This is a genomic window from Pedobacter antarcticus (genome assembly GCF_900112985.1).
Classification (GTDB): Bacteria; Bacteroidota; Bacteroidia; order Sphingobacteriales; family Sphingobacteriaceae; genus Pedobacter; species Pedobacter antarcticus.
The window spans coordinates 1-17,530 of sequence record NZ_FONS01000016.1 but is presented as its reverse complement, the minus strand read 5'-3'; the positions used below and the strand labels follow the sequence as shown (position 1 = coordinate 17,530).

Sequence of the window (17,530 nt, the reverse complement as noted above, 5' to 3'; positions counted from 1 at the left end):
TTTGCCTGTTAAAATCGTAAATGAATATTGAATTGACATTCTATTATATATCTTTATTATAAACCATAATTATTAAAATCTACAAATTGATGAGTACACCAATTAATTTACTGGTCATTGACGATGACGATATCAACATCTTCATTATTAAAAAAATTGTAGAAAAGACGGGCTATGACGCGAAAATGGTGGCAAAAACAAATGGTCAGCTGGCGATAGATTATCTAAAAGATCTGCAGCAAAATGACATATCATTTCCAGATCTAATCCTCATTGATATCAACATGCCAGTTTTAAATGGTTGGGAGTTCCTGGAAGTCTATGAGAAGCTCGGCATTTTACAAGATTCCGATATGTATATGCTTTCTTCTTCGGTTTATGAAAATGATATTGAAAAAGCAAAAACCTATAAAACAGTAAAAGGGTTTATTTCTAAACCCCTTTCTATTGAACGTCTTATAGAACTATTTGAAGGAAAAGTGTAAGAATCGTTTTTAAACGACCTTAAAGTGTCCCTCTTCATTCTGCTCTACAAAGGCAGTGGTTTTGCTCTTGCCATGGTAAAACAGGCAAAGCCAGTTATTTTCTGCCGCTGACTTTCCAAATTCTTCCCGAAGCTCCATAGATCTGCGGCCGTCATAGTCATATTTAGCGATAAACTTCTTAACGAGTTCTTCAGGTTCAGGTAAAACATCACCACCGAAAAACACTTTATCCTGGCCATCATCGAAAAACCAGGCCTGGTGAAAGGGTGTATGCCCCCCGGTAAGTATATAACTGATTTCAGAGGTCAGATCGCCACTGTCTTCAACAAATTGAATTTGAGCGTTCCGCTGTACGAAATCAAAAATATCAGTTCTATAGGAGGAGGAGGTTTTGGAAAATGCAGACTCCCATTCACCCCGGTTAATTACATAAGTAGCATTAGGAAAACTAAGGTCCATACCAGTAGGCGTACGGTGTACCATTCCTCCTGAATGATCAAAATGTAAATGGGACATCAATACATAATCAACGTCCTGGGGTTCAAAACCTACTTTCTTTATATTTTCGTGGAGGATCATTCTTCCCTCATCATTGCTATAACCAAGGCCGGTATCAAGCAGTAACAGATGGGAACCCAGCTTAATCAAAAACGGCTGAACATGGATAAAAAGAGAACCGGGCCGGTCTTTAGCCTGGTCTGTTTGCGGGTCAAAAGGAATAAACTTCTTATCTGCTGCAACAGAATAAGAACCTTCAAATAATGTAAAAACTTGCACGGGCTTATGTATTAGTCAAAAGAATATTTTATGATATATTTACAAATTGATCACAAAGATAGGGAACCTGTTTAAATGAAAAGGACAGAATACCTGATCGGCCGGATAATTAGACAAAACCCTGTTTCAGGCAGCAGATCTTGCATAGCCGTGACAGAGCCAGAATAAATATAATTGAACATGGATAAAAAATGGGTGCAGGCTAAACCTGATGAGCTATCAATCAGTTTAACGCTTGCCCGTGAACTTAATATAGATCCCGCCCTTGCCGAAATTCTGGTAGCGCGGGATATACAAACTTTTCAGCAGGCAAAAGACTTCTTCCGGCCAGACCTTAATTCCCTGCACGATCCATTTTTAATGAAAGATATGGACCTTGCTATAAGCAGGATTGAAAAAGCATTTCTTAGCGGAGAGAAGCTAATGATATACGGTGATTACGATGTAGACGGAACGACTTCAGTCGCTTTAGCATTTAGTTTTTTCAGGCAATTTTATTCCCAAATGGAGTATTATATTCCCGACCGCCACAAGGAAGGATATGGCATTTCCACGGCCGGAATAAATTATGCAAAAAAAAATGGAATCACCCTTATTATTGCATTGGATTGTGGAATTAAAGCAAACGATAAAGTTCAATATGCAAGCAGTCTGGATATAGATTTTATTATCTGTGACCATCACTTGCCGGGAGACGAATTACCGGATGCAGCGGCCGTACTGGACCCAAAAAGAAAAGACTGCTCCTATCCTTTCAAAGAACTTGCAGGCTGCGGCATAGGCTTTAAGCTGGCACAGGCATGGTGTATTAAAAATAACCTGGATGCCGCCCTATACCTCAGGTATCTGGATCTTGTTATGGTTTCCATTGCCGCCGATATCGTACCAGTGACAGGGGAAAACCGGATACTGGCCTTTCACGGACTTATCCGGCTCAACACCAACCCTTGCATAGGCTTGAAAGCATTGATGGACAGTTGTGGTAAAAATAAAGATTTCACCTTAACTGATGTCGTCTTTACACTAGCCCCGCGTATTAATGCAGCAGGCAGGATGGACCATGCAAACCAGGCTGTGAAAATGCTTTTATGTGATGAAGAGGAAATCGCAAGAACACAAAGTGATTTTATTAATCAGCAGAATGCTGACCGTAAAATTTCTGATCAGCAAATGACCGCAGAAGCATTGGCTATGATTGACGAATCTGCATTCCTGATCAGCAAAAAGACAACAGTAGTTTATAACGAGCGCTGGAATAAAGGTGTCATCGGTATTGTTGCTTCAAGACTTACAGAAAAATATTACAGACCCACCATTGTTCTCACGCTCTCAAATGGTTTCCTTACCGGTTCGGCAAGATCGGTTCCTGGTTATGATCTGTACGAAGCACTGCTAAGTTGTGCAGACTTACTGGAACAGTTCGGCGGACATAAGTTTGCCGCCGGATTGACAATAAAACCGGAAAACATTCATGAATTCGCAGAACGATTTGAAAATTATGTCACTGCAACCATTACGCAGGATATGCTTTCGCCGGAAATTCAAATAGATGCAGCTATTGAATTGTCTAGAATCGATGGTAAATTTCAACGTGTACTTGCACAAATGGCCCCTTTCGGGCCACTCAATCCTGCACCGGTTTTCCATAGCGAAGAAGTATTTCTGGTCGGAAAACCATACGTTGTAGGAACAAAACATCTGAAATTGAGTATTAAACAACAAAATTCAGCTATTTTTGAGAGCATTGGGTTTGGCCTGGCAGAATGGGAATCCCTTTTACAACAGGGCAGACCATTTTCAATTTGTTATACGATAGAAGAAAACGTCTGGAAAGATCAGAAACGTTTGCAACTGAATATTAAAGGAATAAGACTTTTACAAGCATAATATAGATGAATCTTAGAGCGGAGAATCTGATAAAAAAATACAAGCAACGAACTGTTGTGAACGACGTTTCGTTCAATGTAAGTCAGGGAGAGATTGTGGGTTTATTAGGCCCGAATGGTGCGGGGAAAACTACTTCATTTTATATGATAGTAGGACTCATCAAACCAAATGAGGGAACAATTTTTCTTGACGATGAAGATATAACAAACGATGCCATGTACCGCAGGGCACAAAAAGGCATTGGTTATCTGGCTCAGGAGGCGTCTGTTTTCAGAAAGCTTTCAGTTGAAGACAACATTATGGCTATCCTGGAAATGACAGATATGGACCGTGTACAGCGCCAGGAAAAACTAGAAGAGCTGATCGATGAGTTCAGTCTTCACAAAGTACGCCGGAATCGTGGAGACCTTTTATCAGGTGGAGAACGCCGGCGAACTGAAATTGCCAGAGCGCTGGCTGCAAGTCCTAATTTCATTTTACTGGATGAACCGTTTGCCGGGGTCGACCCGATTGCTGTGGAAGAAATCCAGACCATAGTTGCAAAATTAAAAAACAAAAACATCGGTATCCTCATTACAGACCATAATGTACAGGAAACATTGTCGATTACAGACCGTGCCTACCTGTTGTTTGAAGGTAAAATATTGGAATCCGGAACGCCTGAGGTACTTGCCGCGAATGAAATGGTCAGAAAAGTATATCTGGGTTCGAACTTCGTACTCCGCAGTAAAAATCTTTAATTCTTAACCAAGCAAAATGGCGATTGTAAATTCAATTTTTACCTGGTATATGAAAAAGCGGGTCCATCAGATCGAACTTTTCATGAAATATCCGGTAGACGTGCAGGACGAATGGTTTCACCAGCTCATCTCCAGTGCAGAGAATACCGAATGGGGTAAAAAATATGATTACCGTTCGATAGAAAATCCGGCTCAGTTTAAGGAAAGAGTTCCACTGCAGAGTTATGATACGCTTAAGCCGTATATCGAAAGAATGTTAAAAGGAGAACAGAATCTACTGTGGCCTTCGGACATCCGCTGGTTTGCTAAATCCTCCGGAACAACAAGTGACCGCAGCAAATTCATTCCCGTTTCCACAGAAGCACTGGAAGAATGCCACTTCAAAGGCGGAAAAGATCTCATTTCTATATTTTGCAATAATAAACCTACTAATCAGATTCTCACCGGCAAAGCGCTTGTTTTGGGTGGGAGCCACCAGATTAACCAGCTGAGCGAAGACTCATTTTATGGTGACCTCTCTGCTGTGTTAATTAAGAATCTGCCTATGTGGGCAGAATATTATCGAACACCAAATATTTCCATCGCACTCATGGATGACTATGAGCAAAAAATGGAAAAAATGGCAGAGGCGACAATTAAAGAAAATGTAACCAATATATCGGGTGTCCCGACCTGGACAATAGTCCTCGCAAAAAAGATTTTGGAAATTACCGGTAAAAACAACCTGCTGGAAGTTTGGCCCAACCTGGAACTTTACTTTCATGGCGCTGTAAATTTCGGCCCGTACAGAGATCAGTTCAGGGAATTAATTCCAAGTGATGAGATGTATTACCTGGAAACGTATAATGCTTCTGAAGGCTTCTTTGGTATCCAGGATCAGGTGCAGTCGGAAGAGATGTTGCTGATGCTGGATTATGGGATTTTTTATGAGTTTCTTCCACTGGAAAAACTTGAGCAGGAAAACCCAACGACTTTAGGTCTTGATGAAGTAGAGCTCTTTAAAAACTATGCTATTGTTATCTCCACAAATGCCGGATTATGGCGATACATGATTGGCGATACTGTTCAATTTACTTCACTCTCCCCTTTCCGAATTAAGATAACGGGCAGAACCAAACATTTTATCAATGCCTTTGGAGAAGAAATAATCATTGATAACGCCGAACAGGCAATTAGTAAAGCCTGCAGGGAAACAGGTGCTGTCTTTAAAGATTACACTGCCTGCCCTATCTATTTTTGTGGAAAAGATGCAGGCGGACATGAATGGATTATAGAATTTGACCAGCAACCTGATGATTTTGAGAAATTCATCAATGTATTAGACCAGACCTTGAGGGAAATAAATTCTGATTACGACGCCAAGAGATTTAACAATATGGCTTTATGCCGTCCAAAAGTACATAATGCACCGAAAGAAACGTTCTATAATTGGCTGAAGTCAAAAGGCAAACTAGGTGGACAGCATAAAGTGCCCCGACTGGCCAATGACAGAAAGTATGTCGAAGAAATTTTACCCCTCCTGAATCTGTAAATATTTATACGGGACAGGCAGGCAAATAACAGCAAGATCTATGAAGACACAGCAAATACCAGAGCAACTGATCCCGGACAATGATACGCAACGCCTAAAGATATTATATCAGTATGAGATTCTGGATACACCTCCTGAAACGGATTTTGATACTATCGCCCAGCTGGCAGCCCAGATCTTTAACACGACTGATGCCTTTGTCACTTTTGTAGACAAGGACCAGGTATTTTATAAAGCTAAGGTCGGGAGTCTGGAAGGGGAACGCATCGCCAGGGAGAATGACCTCTGTGCGCTCTGTATTTCTACGAATGATGTTGCAATTTTCCACGATACTCACCAGTTCCCTGAATTATTAAAAGCCCCTTATGTCAATATAAAAGATGGCATTCGCTTCTATGCTGCTGCCCCGATTAAAACAGCAGACGGATTTATTCTGGGTGCAGTCTGTGTGGCTAGTGAGCAGCCCCGGCAAACCGTAAGTGATACGCAAATTGAAATGCTGAAGCTTCTTTCCAAAGTAGTCATGGAAAAACTGGATACCAGGCTGGTTAACCGTAAAATAGTCAGAGCATACGACGATAGATTACACCGGCTGGCCCACGACATGAAGAATCCGGTGACGTCGATTTCATTATATGCGCAGCTACTGGGCACCAGGGTTATGGATCCGGAGAAGATTAAGGATATGTCTTCCAGAATTGAAAAAGCCGCAAAAGGAATAGAGAAAAACCTGGATCAGTTACTCACAAATGCGAGAAGTGAAAACTCCGGTACCAGCCTGGTTCACGAACAGATCTGGATTGGCGGCCTGCTGGATCAATTACGCCAGTCATTTGAATTAACTCTTGCTTCAAAGAACCAGACATTAATCATTACCCCTGCGATACCTGAGGTTGCTATAGCCGCAGATGAAATCCGTATTATGGATATATTAAGCAACCTGCTGGGCAACGCTGTAAAATACTCGGATCCCGGAACAAAAATTTACATATCTGCAGAGGTTTCGTCAGAAAATCAAATCATTCTGGAATTCCGTGACCAGGGGCAGGGACTGACAGAAACAGATCAGGAAAAGCTATTTATAAAATTTGCACGCTTAAGTAGCACACCCACAGCGAGAGAAAAATCTTATGGCCTGGGTTTGTCTATTGTAAAGATGCTTGCAGAAAGTCATAAAGGCAATGTATGGGCAACAAGCGAGGGCAAAGGAAAAGGAAGTTCCTTTTTTGTCTCTTTTCCAATCAGTCAAACTGGAGAATAAAAACAAGAAAAGGTCTATCATTTTATCAATGACAGACCTTTTCTTGTTTTTAGGCAAATTACTTAAACGATACAGTAACCATAACCGGGAAGTGATCCGACGGCATTCTTGCTCTGTAATCCTTAAGCGATACCTCTTTAGGGAAATTACCTGAGCGGTATTCTTCTTCTTTATCTTTGATTGGCGAACGATAAGTATCAGTTAGTATTCCGTATTTACTTACAGCGAAATCATCAGTCAAAAAGATATGGTCAATTCTGCTCTCTGTTTTGGTGTTTGGATTAAAATTATTAAAGGTTCCATTCACCGCATATTTGAATTCTGCTTTCTCAAAAGCGTCTTTCAATACACCAGAATTATCTAACAGCAGGTAACTTTCATTATGCTGGTCTACATTGAAGTCTCCGGTTAAAATTGCGCTATGATTCTTAGCCATTTCTTTAACTTTGCTTAAAATCAGCTTTGCACTTTCCTTTCTCGCCTCCACACCTACGTGATCAAAGTGGATATTGAAGAAATAAAAGGATTTTTTAGTTCCCTTTACCTGCAATTTTGCCCAACTACAAATCCTTGGCAGTACAGCATCCCAACCTTTATTAGGTTTGGTCGGATCCTGAGACAACCAGAAATCGCCATGCTCCAGTAAATCAAACTTCTTCGAATTATAAAAGATCGCAGAATGCTCACCACCCTGTTTTCCATCATCACGGCCAACACCAGTAAAATCGTATCCAGGCAAAGCGCTTTTCAATCCGGTCAGCTGATGATAGAAACCTTCCTGTGTTCCAAAAACATCAAAACCATGGAAACGAATTAAAGCAGCAACAACCGGCAGCCTGCGGTCAACCCAACCATCTCCCTGTGCTACGTCGCCCTTATTATCATTTCGAAGGTTATAAGTAGCCACATTAAAAGTTTGTGCCGAAACCACAACTGAATGCAGAATAAGCAGCATTGCAATTGCCAGTAGTTTTTTCAGATTTGTCATTCTTTTCATTTTTATAAATTAATAATTAACGCCAGACCAATTTAATTCCAGCCTGGGTTCTGTCCTAAAGCAGGGTTCATTAACCTGTCAGCTTCAGGTATCGGATACAGATAGAATTTGTCATCCCACTTTCTGGTTACATTGTAAAGCCAGTTTACTTCTCCTTTGTTACCTTCACTTAACCTGTATGGATTAGCTGCCGTACCGGATGTCGCTCCAACATTAACATAACTTACTCCCGGTACCTGAGTAGCCGGCCTGCTGGTGTAAAAGTACACATCTGGTTTCCCATCTCCATTCAGATCCATCAATTGATCTAAAGCTGTTACATAAATCCCATTCCATTGCTGGTCCATCAGTTCCCCGGTTTTCCATCTCACCAGGTCGTAAAAACGGAAACCTTCAAAAACAAGTTCAATACCTCTTTCTCTGCGAATCTCCAAAACTGCCGGGCTGGTAATCTTTGGGAAGTAAGTGCTTTTCAGATATGGATCTGCTATTACCGGAATATTATTCAACCCACCTGTAATACCGGCCCGCTGTCTCAGTCTTCCAATAGTACTAGACCAGTCTGCATCAGTGAGTGTGCCAAGTTCAGCTTTCGCCTCCGCATAATTTAGCAACACTTCGGCAAATCTGAGAATTGGCATTACATTATCATTTCTTTCGCCACTATCATAATACATATCATCTAATGTCCATTTGATCGGATGATAGCCCGTAAAAGTATAAGAAAACAAAGGCGGTTGTTCATCACGAACTCCTCCATTGATCCTGCTATAACCTGGTGTACGGATTGTCTGTTTCAATCGCAGGTCTCTGTTCTTTATCTCTTCCAGGAACGACATCGTCTGATAACCTTGTTTACTGGTAAATGGCGTACCATCGACATTCAGGTACGTATTCACGAAAGTACGGATCAAACTTACCCGATCACCGTAGGTAGCACTTGTCCAGTACCAGTTTGCGTCATTATAGCGAGATTGCGCATCATCGTACACATTAGTAAGCATTACCTCTGTTGCTACAGGTGCTTTACTTGTAAATAAAGAACGATAAGCTACATCTTTGCCACCAGCCTCACTGATGTTTAGATTTGCACCATTCATTACTTCCTTTGCAGCGTCGGCTGCATATTGTAACCAGGTATCGGCAGTCGTGCTCAGGTTATAGTTTGTATGATATTTACGAAAAGTACCTTCAAACAAACATACCCGGGACTTGAAAGCATAGGCAACATATTTAGTAATCCTTGTACGGGTAGGATCATCTGATTTCAGCAGATTTACGATTGCATAGTCCAGATCCTGACGAATGGAATCCATAACCAGTGTTCTTGGATCACGTGCTTTAAACAGGTCGGGATCATTCACCTGGAAAGTTTTGTTGATCCAGGGCACATCTCCGAAACGTTTTACCTTATCAAAATAAAACCAGGCCCTGAAAAAACGGGCAATCGCGATATAGTTTTTACGCGTTACTTCCGGAACTGCAGGGTCGTTACATTTTTCAATGAAATAATTAATATTACGCAGGTCTCCCCAATCCCATCCGGTACTTTGTCTGGCGCTGTATGCACCAGGCCTTATAAATTCAGGAAGCTCCCGCCTGGCCGCAAAATCTGACATTGCATCTCCACGCTGTACTCCACCGGCATCCGGCAAGATATTATAAAATGAATTAGAATATAACTGCAAACCTTTCTCATTGTTAAATACGGCCTCTGGTGTAGCCGTATCCATCGGCTTCTGATCCAGCTTTTTACAGGATACGGCCACCAGTGCTATATATAATAGTATGAATGTTTTTTTCATGTTTTTTTTATTTGAATTACCTGAAGAATTAAAAAGTAATTGATAGACCAATAGTCATGCTTTTCAGGATTGGATAATTATTACCATCACCGAAATTATCATCACCAGTCAGATCACGGTCAGATTTCCCCGTACTTTCAATATCAATATCTTTAGTTAGCTTATAGAAAGGCGAATACGTCCATAAATTCTCTCCGGAAACGAAGATCCTTGCTGAACCGGCTTTAACACGTGTAAGCCAGCTTTTAGGTAGATTATAACCAAATTGGATACTCTTTAATCTGATATAAGCCAGGTTTTGCAAGTATCTGGTCTGTTTCGCGACGAGAGTTCCCTGTGAATTGGAAGCTAATCTTGATCTGTATCTTGGAAAATAAGCATCCGGGTTAGTCTCAGACCAAATATTTCCCAACTGATATTTAGGGACGTCACCATATGGCCGGTTATACTGTCCCCAGAAAGTATTTGACTCCGCACTCGGATACCAATCCTGCTTACCAACACCCTGGAAGAATGCACTAAAAAAGAAATTACTGTATTCTGCACCGAAATTAATTCCGAAGCGATAGCGTGCCTCGCTATTTCCAATAATCTTTTTATCGCCATGAGAATCTACGGTATTGTCGCCATCGTCAATCACACCATCGTTGTTCAGGTCTTTAAACTTGATATCTCCAGGTAACCATACTCCACTGGAAGAAGAACGGAAGATATTCTGTTTTGGAGAACTAGCAATATCTTCGGCCGACTTAAAGAAGCCGTCCGTTTCATAACCCCAGATCTCACCTATACGCTGCCCGGTGTAATAGTCATTCAATCGGCGCTCAGGATTATTATACTTTAATATCTTCGCTTTATAATCAGATAGTGCAACCTGTATATTATAACTGAAAGGCTTGTCAGAAATATTAAACTGATCTCTCCAGGCTACGGAGACTTCCCAACCGGTCGTACGCAGATCGGCATAATTCCCCTTAGGCGGAGTAGCTCCAAATACCCCTGGGAGAGTCATCCCAATGGTAAACATATCTGTAGTTTTCCGCACGTAAGCATCTCCGGTAAAACTCAGACGCCCTTTAAGTAAAGAGAAATCTAAACCATAATTATTTGTTGTGGAAGTTTCCCAGGTCAGCCCCGCAGGAATAACTTCCGGCTTGCTTGTCTGCTGAGGCCTGGTTCCTTCAAGGATTCTGTCAGATTGTTTAATTTTCAGTTGCTCCTGAAACATATAAGATGCAATATTACCATTGCCCAGCGCCCCATAAGAAGCCCTGAGTTTAACATTTGATATAATATCAGGTGATACTTTCCAGAAATGTTCTTCAGACAACCGCCATCCTGCAGATACAGAAGGAAAAAATGCAAATCTCTCATTAGAAGGGAATTTGGACGAACCATCATACCTGCCGTTTACCTCCAGTAAATAACGGTTATCATATGAATAGTTCAACCGGTAGAAACCACCCATCACATTCCAGCGTTCATAACCACCCTCGGCCAGAACAGACTGTCCAAGTGCCAGATTCAAGTCTTTAGCATCTTCAAAAATCAGCCCGTTACGCTGTGCCATTACACGTTTATAAGTAGACAACTCGTAGTTGTAGCCTGCCATCGCTTTGAAATAATGCTTACCCTTGAAAGTATTCTCGTACTCCCCATAAATATTGGTAGCGACATATTCCGTCTCACGGCGTGTATTGCGCAGGTCGTTATAATTGTTCCCCACATATTCCTTTACACCAGGAATTCTGCTGTATGGAACAGGGACACGGATACGCTCTTCATTATCATCCTTATACTGCAGGGTGAAATCACTTTTTACACGGAATTTATTATCGAAGAAAGAAGCAGCAAGTCCGGTTGTACTTCTAATTTGTCTCTTATTAGTATTAATTCCATTTTTGCCGTAGTAGAAATCTCCGACAGTATATGCGGAAGAGTGTGAAAGCGATCCGTCGGGATTTAATAGTGGAGAGAGCGGATGGGCCTCATCAGCCATATTTCTCCAGATACCGCCGGATTCTCCAACATTCAGTGGATTGTGATATTGTACGTTAGAGAAATCTGTATTATTATTCAGGGACAACCACGGTGTTAGTTGAATAGATCCCTTAGCCCGGATATTATACATTTTATAATCATCGGAATTATAACGGAAGATCCCATTTTGATTCAGCATCCTTCCGGTCAGGTAAAAACTAGCTTTTTCACTGCTACCAGATAACGAAAGATTATGCTCCATGGAGGAGGTACGGTCCTTATAGAGCTCATGATACCAGTCCGTACTTCCATAATACACATACTCGCCCGTATTCGGGTTGATGTCTACTTTAGGTAAGCTTGGATCGTTAGATCTGCGTTCGAGTTCCTTCAGGTATTCAGGTGAAAAACGAAGAGTCTTGTTTACATTTTGCGGCGTCGTGGAATAGTTATCCCACGCGGAGAACGCTTCATTAAACATGGTGGCCCACTGAAAACCATCGGTTACCATATCCGGAACAGTAGTCGGTTTTTTAGTTGAAAAAGTATTCGAATAGGTGATACTTATTTTGTCTTTTACTGGGTTCTTAGTAGTAATTAACACGACACCGAAAGCACCCCTCGCACCGTAAATTGCGGAAGAAGCTGCATCTTTTAATACAGAAACGCTAGCGATATCATTTGGATTCAGTAAAGAGGGATCACCTTCTACCCCATCAATTAAAACCAGTGCACTTCCACCCTGCCCGATAGAGGTTGTACCTCTGACATTAAATGAAGGCGACGAAGTTGGTTTTCCATCACCGGGTGTAAGGTTTAAATTTGGAATTACGCCCTGAAGTCCTTGAGCGATATTGGTGATCGGACGGTTTTCGAAAACCTCCCCGCTCACCTGGTCAACGGCACCGGTTAAATTTTCCTTACGTGTAGTACCATATCCAACGACAATCACTTCGTTCAGGTCTGATGTTTCAGGAACCAGCTTCACATTAACTGTTTTCTGGCTGCCAACCGTAATCTCCTGACTGATATATCCGATAAAAGAAAAAACAAGAACAGCATTAGGTGCGGCGGTGATGGTATATTTTCCATCTGAATTACTCATTGCTCCAGTCGCTGTATTTTTAACTTTAACACTTACTCCTGGCAAAGTCTGATTTGTTTCATCGACGATTGTACCACTAATAGTAAGCTGTTGACTGATGATGCCTGAAGGCAGGATAGCTATATTTTTATCCTGTTTTGCCGGCTCTTTTTTTTTAATAATGATAAATTGGTTTTGTTTTACCCAGCTGAGTTCTTTTCCAGAAAGCACCTGATTCATAACCTGATCCAAGTCTGCGCCTTTAAAATTTGCACGGACCGTCTCTTTATCATTCAAAATTTCATTGTTATAAAAAACAGTGTACCCAGACTGTTTTTTGATGATCGAAAATACATCCGTCAACCGGATATGATCATTTACAAGGGTAATCTTATCTTTCCCCTGGCTGCGGGTTGCAGAAGATAAGATGAGTAAAAACAGCAGCAGCAACATGTACCGCGGCCCGGTGTTTAGTTTGAGTTTCTTCATAAATCTGGTCTATATTGGTTTATTATAAGACCGGAAATAGGAAAGAACGGGTGAAGAGGAAACGAAATAAAAAAAATTAGTTCAGATAAAGGACACCTGCTTTGAGGTTTGATTTCACATCACCTGATAATCTCAGGTTAGTCATCACTTCATTTAGCGGCTTATTCTTCTCGAAGGCGCCGGTAAAGCGTTTGCCTTTAATAGCTTGGCTAACTATCACTTTTACATTAAACCAGCGCTCGATTACAGCACTAAGTTCAACCAACGGCTTATCATTAAAATAATAAAGTCCGTCCATCCAGGATAGAATATGGCTTTGATCGAAGGGCTGCTCTTTCATCTGGTTGTTTTCCATAATTACTTGTTTACCAGGAACAAGCATAATTTGCTGATTACCTTTCACAGCCTTAATCTTCCCTTCCACCAATGAAGCAACATAATCCTCCTTATTATATGCATTGATATTAAAAGAGGTACCCATCACAATCACCTGATTCCCTTCTGTATGAACTACAAAAGGCCTGTTCGCGTCTTTTTGAACTTTAAAGTATGCTTCTCCAACCAGAGTTACTTCCCGTTGCTTACCGTTAAACCGGAGGGGGAATTTTAAAGACGAAGAAGCATTCATCCAAATTTCAGTTCCATCTGAGAGCTCAATTTTATAATCTTGTCCCGCTGGAACAGAGAGTGTGGTTATCCGTTCCGCAATTGCCATATCCGAAGGCACATAACTAAGTTTACCGTCTTCGACTTTTATTCGGGCCTGATTCAGGTTCATATCCATAGTTCCCTTATCCAATTTTAGCACCTGACCATCTTCCATACTTAAGAGTACGCCTTGTTTTGCAGGCAACACCGTATCAGCTAGTACAGGAACCTGGTCACCCGATTCTTTTTTGATAAAATACAGCCAGACAAATGGGATAAGGAGTACAAGCGCTGCCGCTGACAGATAAGGAATAAAAACCCGGAGTCGTCGCTTTTTTGGTTTACTATGTCTATTTTCTTCAATTCTTGATTCGAATTTTTCCCAGCGCGATTGCGGATCGAATTGTGCTATGCGATGGCTGGACGACGAAGATCCTAATTTAACCTGTACTTGTTCCCAAAGCTCCGCAGCCTCTTCAGAAGATGCGATCAGGTCATTTGCATACTGATCCATCTCAACGGAAAGAGTTCCGAGAAATTTCTCTATAAATAAAAGCTCAAGATCTCTTTTATCCTCCGACATATCTTTTTATAACCATATTATTTTCAATTTTTGAGAAAAAACAGTCTTTTCCGTAACCCCTTAATGGCTAATTTAAGATGCGTTTTTACGGAGTTGATAGAAATTCCCAATTCATTTGCTGCATCCTGATATTTTTTATTTTCCATACAAACCAGTTTAAACACTTCAAATCTCTGTTGTGGTAACTCATTCAAAGCAGAATCCAGAATCATTGCCAGTTCTTTACGCTCTATACCGTCCTGATAATATTCCCGATTTAAATAATTGTGCGCATAATCGTCCATTCTGGACAGCCGTACTTTACGTTTGTCTATTACGTGAAGACACCTGCGATACACCGCCTGTTGTAAATAAGCCTTAAAATTGGTTTGTATTTGTCTGAATCTATTTTCTTGCCAGAAATTTATAATGAGATCCTGTACCAGATCTTCGGCTTCCATTTCATCATCCAACAGATAAAACGCCTGTACACAGAGTAACTTATAATATTTAAAAAAGAAAACTTTAAGGTCAGCTTTATCTGCTGCACTAAACTGATCTAGTGAACGCTCAGCTTCCGACTCGTTAAAGTATTCAGAATTCAAAATATTTGGTTGATTTAATAGGTGTCTTACCGGTGCAAAGAATAACTACAGCTGGTTGCATTTCAAACATATAACATTAAACCAGCATATGCAAACCTGTGAAAGAGCTGAAGAACAGGATATATGTAAGTATTTTGGTACAAAAAAAATCTGCAGCCGAGAGGTAGAATTCCCTCGCAACTGCAGATTAAAAAGTTATAATTAATTATCTTTAACCCTGTTAACTCTTTTGCTCCTGTTGACGTGACTGAACAGATCCGTCTTCAGTGATACCATAAGTCCAATATGCATAGGCATATAACTCATTTAAAGTCCAGCCCCTTTCCTTTCTCAGATATTGGCGGACATCTCTAACGGCATTGTACTCTGCCGCAACATATCCGAAACGTGTTGTTGGAAGTTCAGGTAATATTAGTTCACGTACAGCATCGTAAAGCACTGTATTTTCACCTGGATTCGGATGATGCAGCCAGTTAATCTGCATGTCTGCTTTCGTACTCAAGTCTTGTTCTTCGGCTTTGTCATGAACTTCGATAAAAACTACTCCAGAAGCTGTAGCCGGCAATTGTTCAAGAATGGCAGCTATTACAGGTATGCCTGTCGCATCTGCAACCAGCAAATACCAGTCGGCCTCAGGAAACAGATGACTCGTTTTTGCTTTCATGGCAACCCCCAGTTTGTCTCCAGGCCGGGCATTTATAGCCCAGGCAGATGCTGGCCCCTGATCACCATGCGCAACAAAATCGATGATCATTTCTTTACGCTCAAGATCGATCCCCCGGTGCGTATAAGTACGTACAATCGGCCTTAAAGCTTCTGGTGGATGGTTCCATGTGCCTTTCTCATAATCGAACTCTGGAAAATATACTTGTTCAACTCCTGCAGGAGGTATAAATATTTTATTATTTACGCCAACAGTTACTTCTGCAAATTTAGGCACGTCATCGCCTGTCAGCGTCACTCTGATGTAATGCGGATTTATATATTTTTTATATTTTAAGATCAATTCAGCCTGAATAACCGCTGGTTTACTTTGTTGTTCACTCATCGTTCTCTATTTTTTTAGCCCGGGAAATCCAGACTAATAGTGCCTGCGTTACCCATGCCCTTTCGGCATGGGTAAACAGGGCTTGTTTCTTATGGCCTATGGATGCCAGGGCTGGGTAAACCCTTCTGCATAATGTAAACGCATAAATTTTGTATCACCTTTTAACGAGAGCAAATCTTGTAAAAATATTCTTATTTAGAAAGGTTCTAAATGAATTAACTGATTCTATGACAATAAAACTACAATTGAGTTGATTATCAATACGAAACAGCACGGAGGAAAATTATGACTATTACCAGCGTAAATTATCATTTGAAATACTACGATCTGTTATTTATCCTCTTTTCCAGGATTCAAATTTTCTTCTTGAAGATTTTAGGTAGCATTAATGAGCATCGGTTCGAGTGTCCTTTCTTTGAATACAATCCCGGACCCAGAGTCCGAAAAACTTTTGAATCCATCAAGGCCTTTTATTTTTTCAAGTTCTACGTTCAGATGCGGATCGGACTTTATCATCGATAAAACTGCAGGATCATCTCTCCAGAGATCAGACAAAACGATAACGCCTTTATCCAGTCCTAGAGCGATCAATTTAGAAACCCTGGTATTGGCAAATATATGTTCTGGCTTTCTGAAATATTCATTATTGAGCTGAAGATATTTACCGGTAATCCATGAAGCTGCTTTTTCGCTCTTCACACCGATCTTGCCGTCCTGAACACCAAGCTCATTTAAAAAGTTATGTATTTCAACAATGTCGATAAGACCAAAATGATATAAATCCCTGATAGTATAATCTATCCTGTCTGCACACAGAGCAGGAAGAGGCATATCAAGCAAGGTATGCCCGGGGTCTTCGAGCACAGAAGTGCTGAATCCATAATTAGAGAGGATGGACGGTATAGTGGATTTTGCAATTACTTCTTCGAAAATTTGTTCATGATAATCTTCTCCCTTCTGTTTCAGCACATAATCGATAACATGGGAAAAAGCGGTATGGGAAACATCGTGTAAGAGGCCGGCGACCTGTTCTTTCAGATTACCCCCTAGTGTCCTCACAAGAAGCATAACTCCTATAGAATGTTCATACCTACTGTGACCAGCATTTGGAGAGACCAAAAAAGTGGCACCTCCCTGATGAACATTTTTTAATCTTTGAACTGGTGCTGAATTTATGAGATCACCTAATATAGGTTCAAGTTCGAAATTACCGTAAAAAATATCGCTTGTCATCATAATACAAATATAATGCTTCCAAAAATGGTGGTGATGAAAGATCGATTTTTACGGATCAAGTCAAAAACTTGTGGATCAGTTCTTATATTTTTAGCTTTGTTGCTTTAGATTTCTTACTTGATGCAGGACGGTTACCATTCTTTAATAAGCTTACTATTACCAGATTTTATTCTTGACTTTTTTGAACTTAAGGGAGTTCGGAAAGAAGAAGACGTTTTTCATTTGGACTTGCAGGAAGTTAATACTACTCCAAATGTGCCTGATGGAGAGAAATTACTATCTAAAGGTTTTTTTTCCACCATCACCGTACAGGATTTCCCCATTCGAGGCCACAAGGTATTTCTTCATATCAAACGTCGACGCTGGCTAAATACCAGCACAAACAAGGTTGCTTA

The 17,530-nt window shown here is 40.8% G+C and carries 14 protein-coding genes; 6 read left to right on the top strand and 8 right to left on the bottom strand.

Going from position 1 to position 17,530, the window contains the following annotated elements; all coding sequences use genetic code 11:
• Positions 1 to 89: 89 nt before the first annotated feature.
• On the top strand, positions 90 to 485 hold the full coding sequence (locus BM192_RS19645; RefSeq protein ID WP_234797593.1) for a response regulator: 396 nt from the start codon (positions 90 to 92) through the stop codon (positions 483 to 485).
• 9 nt (positions 486 to 494) lie between these two features.
• Here the strand turns inward: BM192_RS19645 and BM192_RS19640 are convergent, their stop codons facing one another.
• Positions 495 to 1,262, bottom strand: coding sequence for an MBL fold metallo-hydrolase (locus BM192_RS19640; protein WP_037443020.1), 768 nt, complete (start codon positions 1,260 to 1,262; stop codon positions 495 to 497).
• Between the two features lie 180 nt (positions 1,263 to 1,442).
• Here BM192_RS19640 and recJ point away from each other — a divergent pair, with 180 nt between their 5' ends.
• Genes recJ through BM192_RS19620 form a run of 4 tightly spaced genes read left to right on the top strand, consistent with a single transcriptional unit; the run spans position 1,443 to position 6,681 of the window.
• Entirely contained in the window at positions 1,443 to 3,149 is a 1,707-nt protein-coding gene (gene recJ, locus BM192_RS19635; RefSeq protein ID WP_037443022.1) for a single-stranded-DNA-specific exonuclease RecJ, read from the top strand.
• A gap of 5 nt (positions 3,150 to 3,154) precedes the next feature.
• A complete protein-coding gene (gene lptB, locus BM192_RS19630) occupies positions 3,155 to 3,889 on the top strand; it encodes an LPS export ABC transporter ATP-binding protein (RefSeq protein ID WP_037443024.1) in 735 nt (244 codons plus the stop codon).
• Positions 3,890 to 3,905: 16 nt separating this feature from the next.
• Positions 3,906 to 5,420, top strand: a complete 1,515-nt coding sequence (locus BM192_RS19625) for a GH3 auxin-responsive promoter family protein (protein WP_037443026.1) — start codon at positions 3,906 to 3,908, stop codon at positions 5,418 to 5,420.
• A 40-nt stretch (positions 5,421 to 5,460) separates the two neighbouring features.
• Complete coding sequence (locus BM192_RS19620; protein WP_037443030.1) at positions 5,461 to 6,681, top strand: GAF domain-containing sensor histidine kinase; 1,221 nt, start codon at positions 5,461 to 5,463, stop codon at positions 6,679 to 6,681.
• A 58-nt stretch (positions 6,682 to 6,739) separates the two neighbouring features.
• Here BM192_RS19620 and BM192_RS19615 read toward each other — a convergent pair whose 3' ends face one another.
• The 7 genes from BM192_RS19615 to BM192_RS19585 form a co-directional block, all read right to left on the bottom strand.
• The gene (locus tag BM192_RS19615; RefSeq protein ID WP_316931013.1) at positions 6,740 to 7,678 is read right to left on the bottom strand and encodes an endonuclease/exonuclease/phosphatase family protein; all 939 of its coding nucleotides are present in this window, start codon (positions 7,676 to 7,678) and stop codon (positions 6,740 to 6,742) included.
• Positions 7,679 to 7,710: 32 nt separating this feature from the next.
• Positions 7,711 to 9,483, bottom strand: coding sequence for a RagB/SusD family nutrient uptake outer membrane protein (locus tag BM192_RS19610; protein ID WP_037443055.1), 1,773 nt, complete (start codon positions 9,481 to 9,483; stop codon positions 7,711 to 7,713).
• 28 nt (positions 9,484 to 9,511) lie between these two features.
• A complete protein-coding gene (locus tag BM192_RS19605) occupies positions 9,512 to 13,036 on the bottom strand; it encodes a TonB-dependent receptor (RefSeq protein WP_234797592.1) in 3,525 nt (1,174 codons plus the stop codon).
• A gap of 76 nt (positions 13,037 to 13,112) precedes the next feature.
• Positions 13,113 to 14,267: a FecR family protein gene (locus tag BM192_RS19600; RefSeq protein WP_051760112.1), complete on the bottom strand. Its 1,155-nt coding sequence runs from the start codon at positions 14,265 to 14,267 to the stop codon at positions 13,113 to 13,115.
• 23 nt (positions 14,268 to 14,290) lie between these two features.
• On the bottom strand, positions 14,291 to 14,851 hold the full coding sequence (locus tag BM192_RS19595; protein ID WP_074964111.1) for a sigma-70 family RNA polymerase sigma factor: 561 nt from the start codon (positions 14,849 to 14,851) through the stop codon (positions 14,291 to 14,293).
• 220 nt (positions 14,852 to 15,071) lie between these two features.
• Positions 15,072 to 15,899, bottom strand: a complete 828-nt coding sequence (locus BM192_RS19590) for a siderophore-interacting protein (protein ID WP_037443034.1) — start codon at positions 15,897 to 15,899, stop codon at positions 15,072 to 15,074.
• Between the two features lie 375 nt (positions 15,900 to 16,274).
• Positions 16,275 to 17,135 (bottom strand): HD domain-containing protein, encoded by an 861-nt coding sequence (locus BM192_RS19585; protein WP_037443036.1) that lies wholly within the window; start codon positions 17,133 to 17,135, stop codon positions 16,275 to 16,277.
• A gap of 120 nt (positions 17,136 to 17,255) precedes the next feature.
• Here BM192_RS19585 and BM192_RS21075 point away from each other — a divergent pair.
• The coding region (locus BM192_RS21075) for an ISAon1 family transposase N-terminal region protein (RefSeq protein WP_074964110.1) at positions 17,256 to 17,530 on the top strand (275 nt) is incomplete at its 3' end.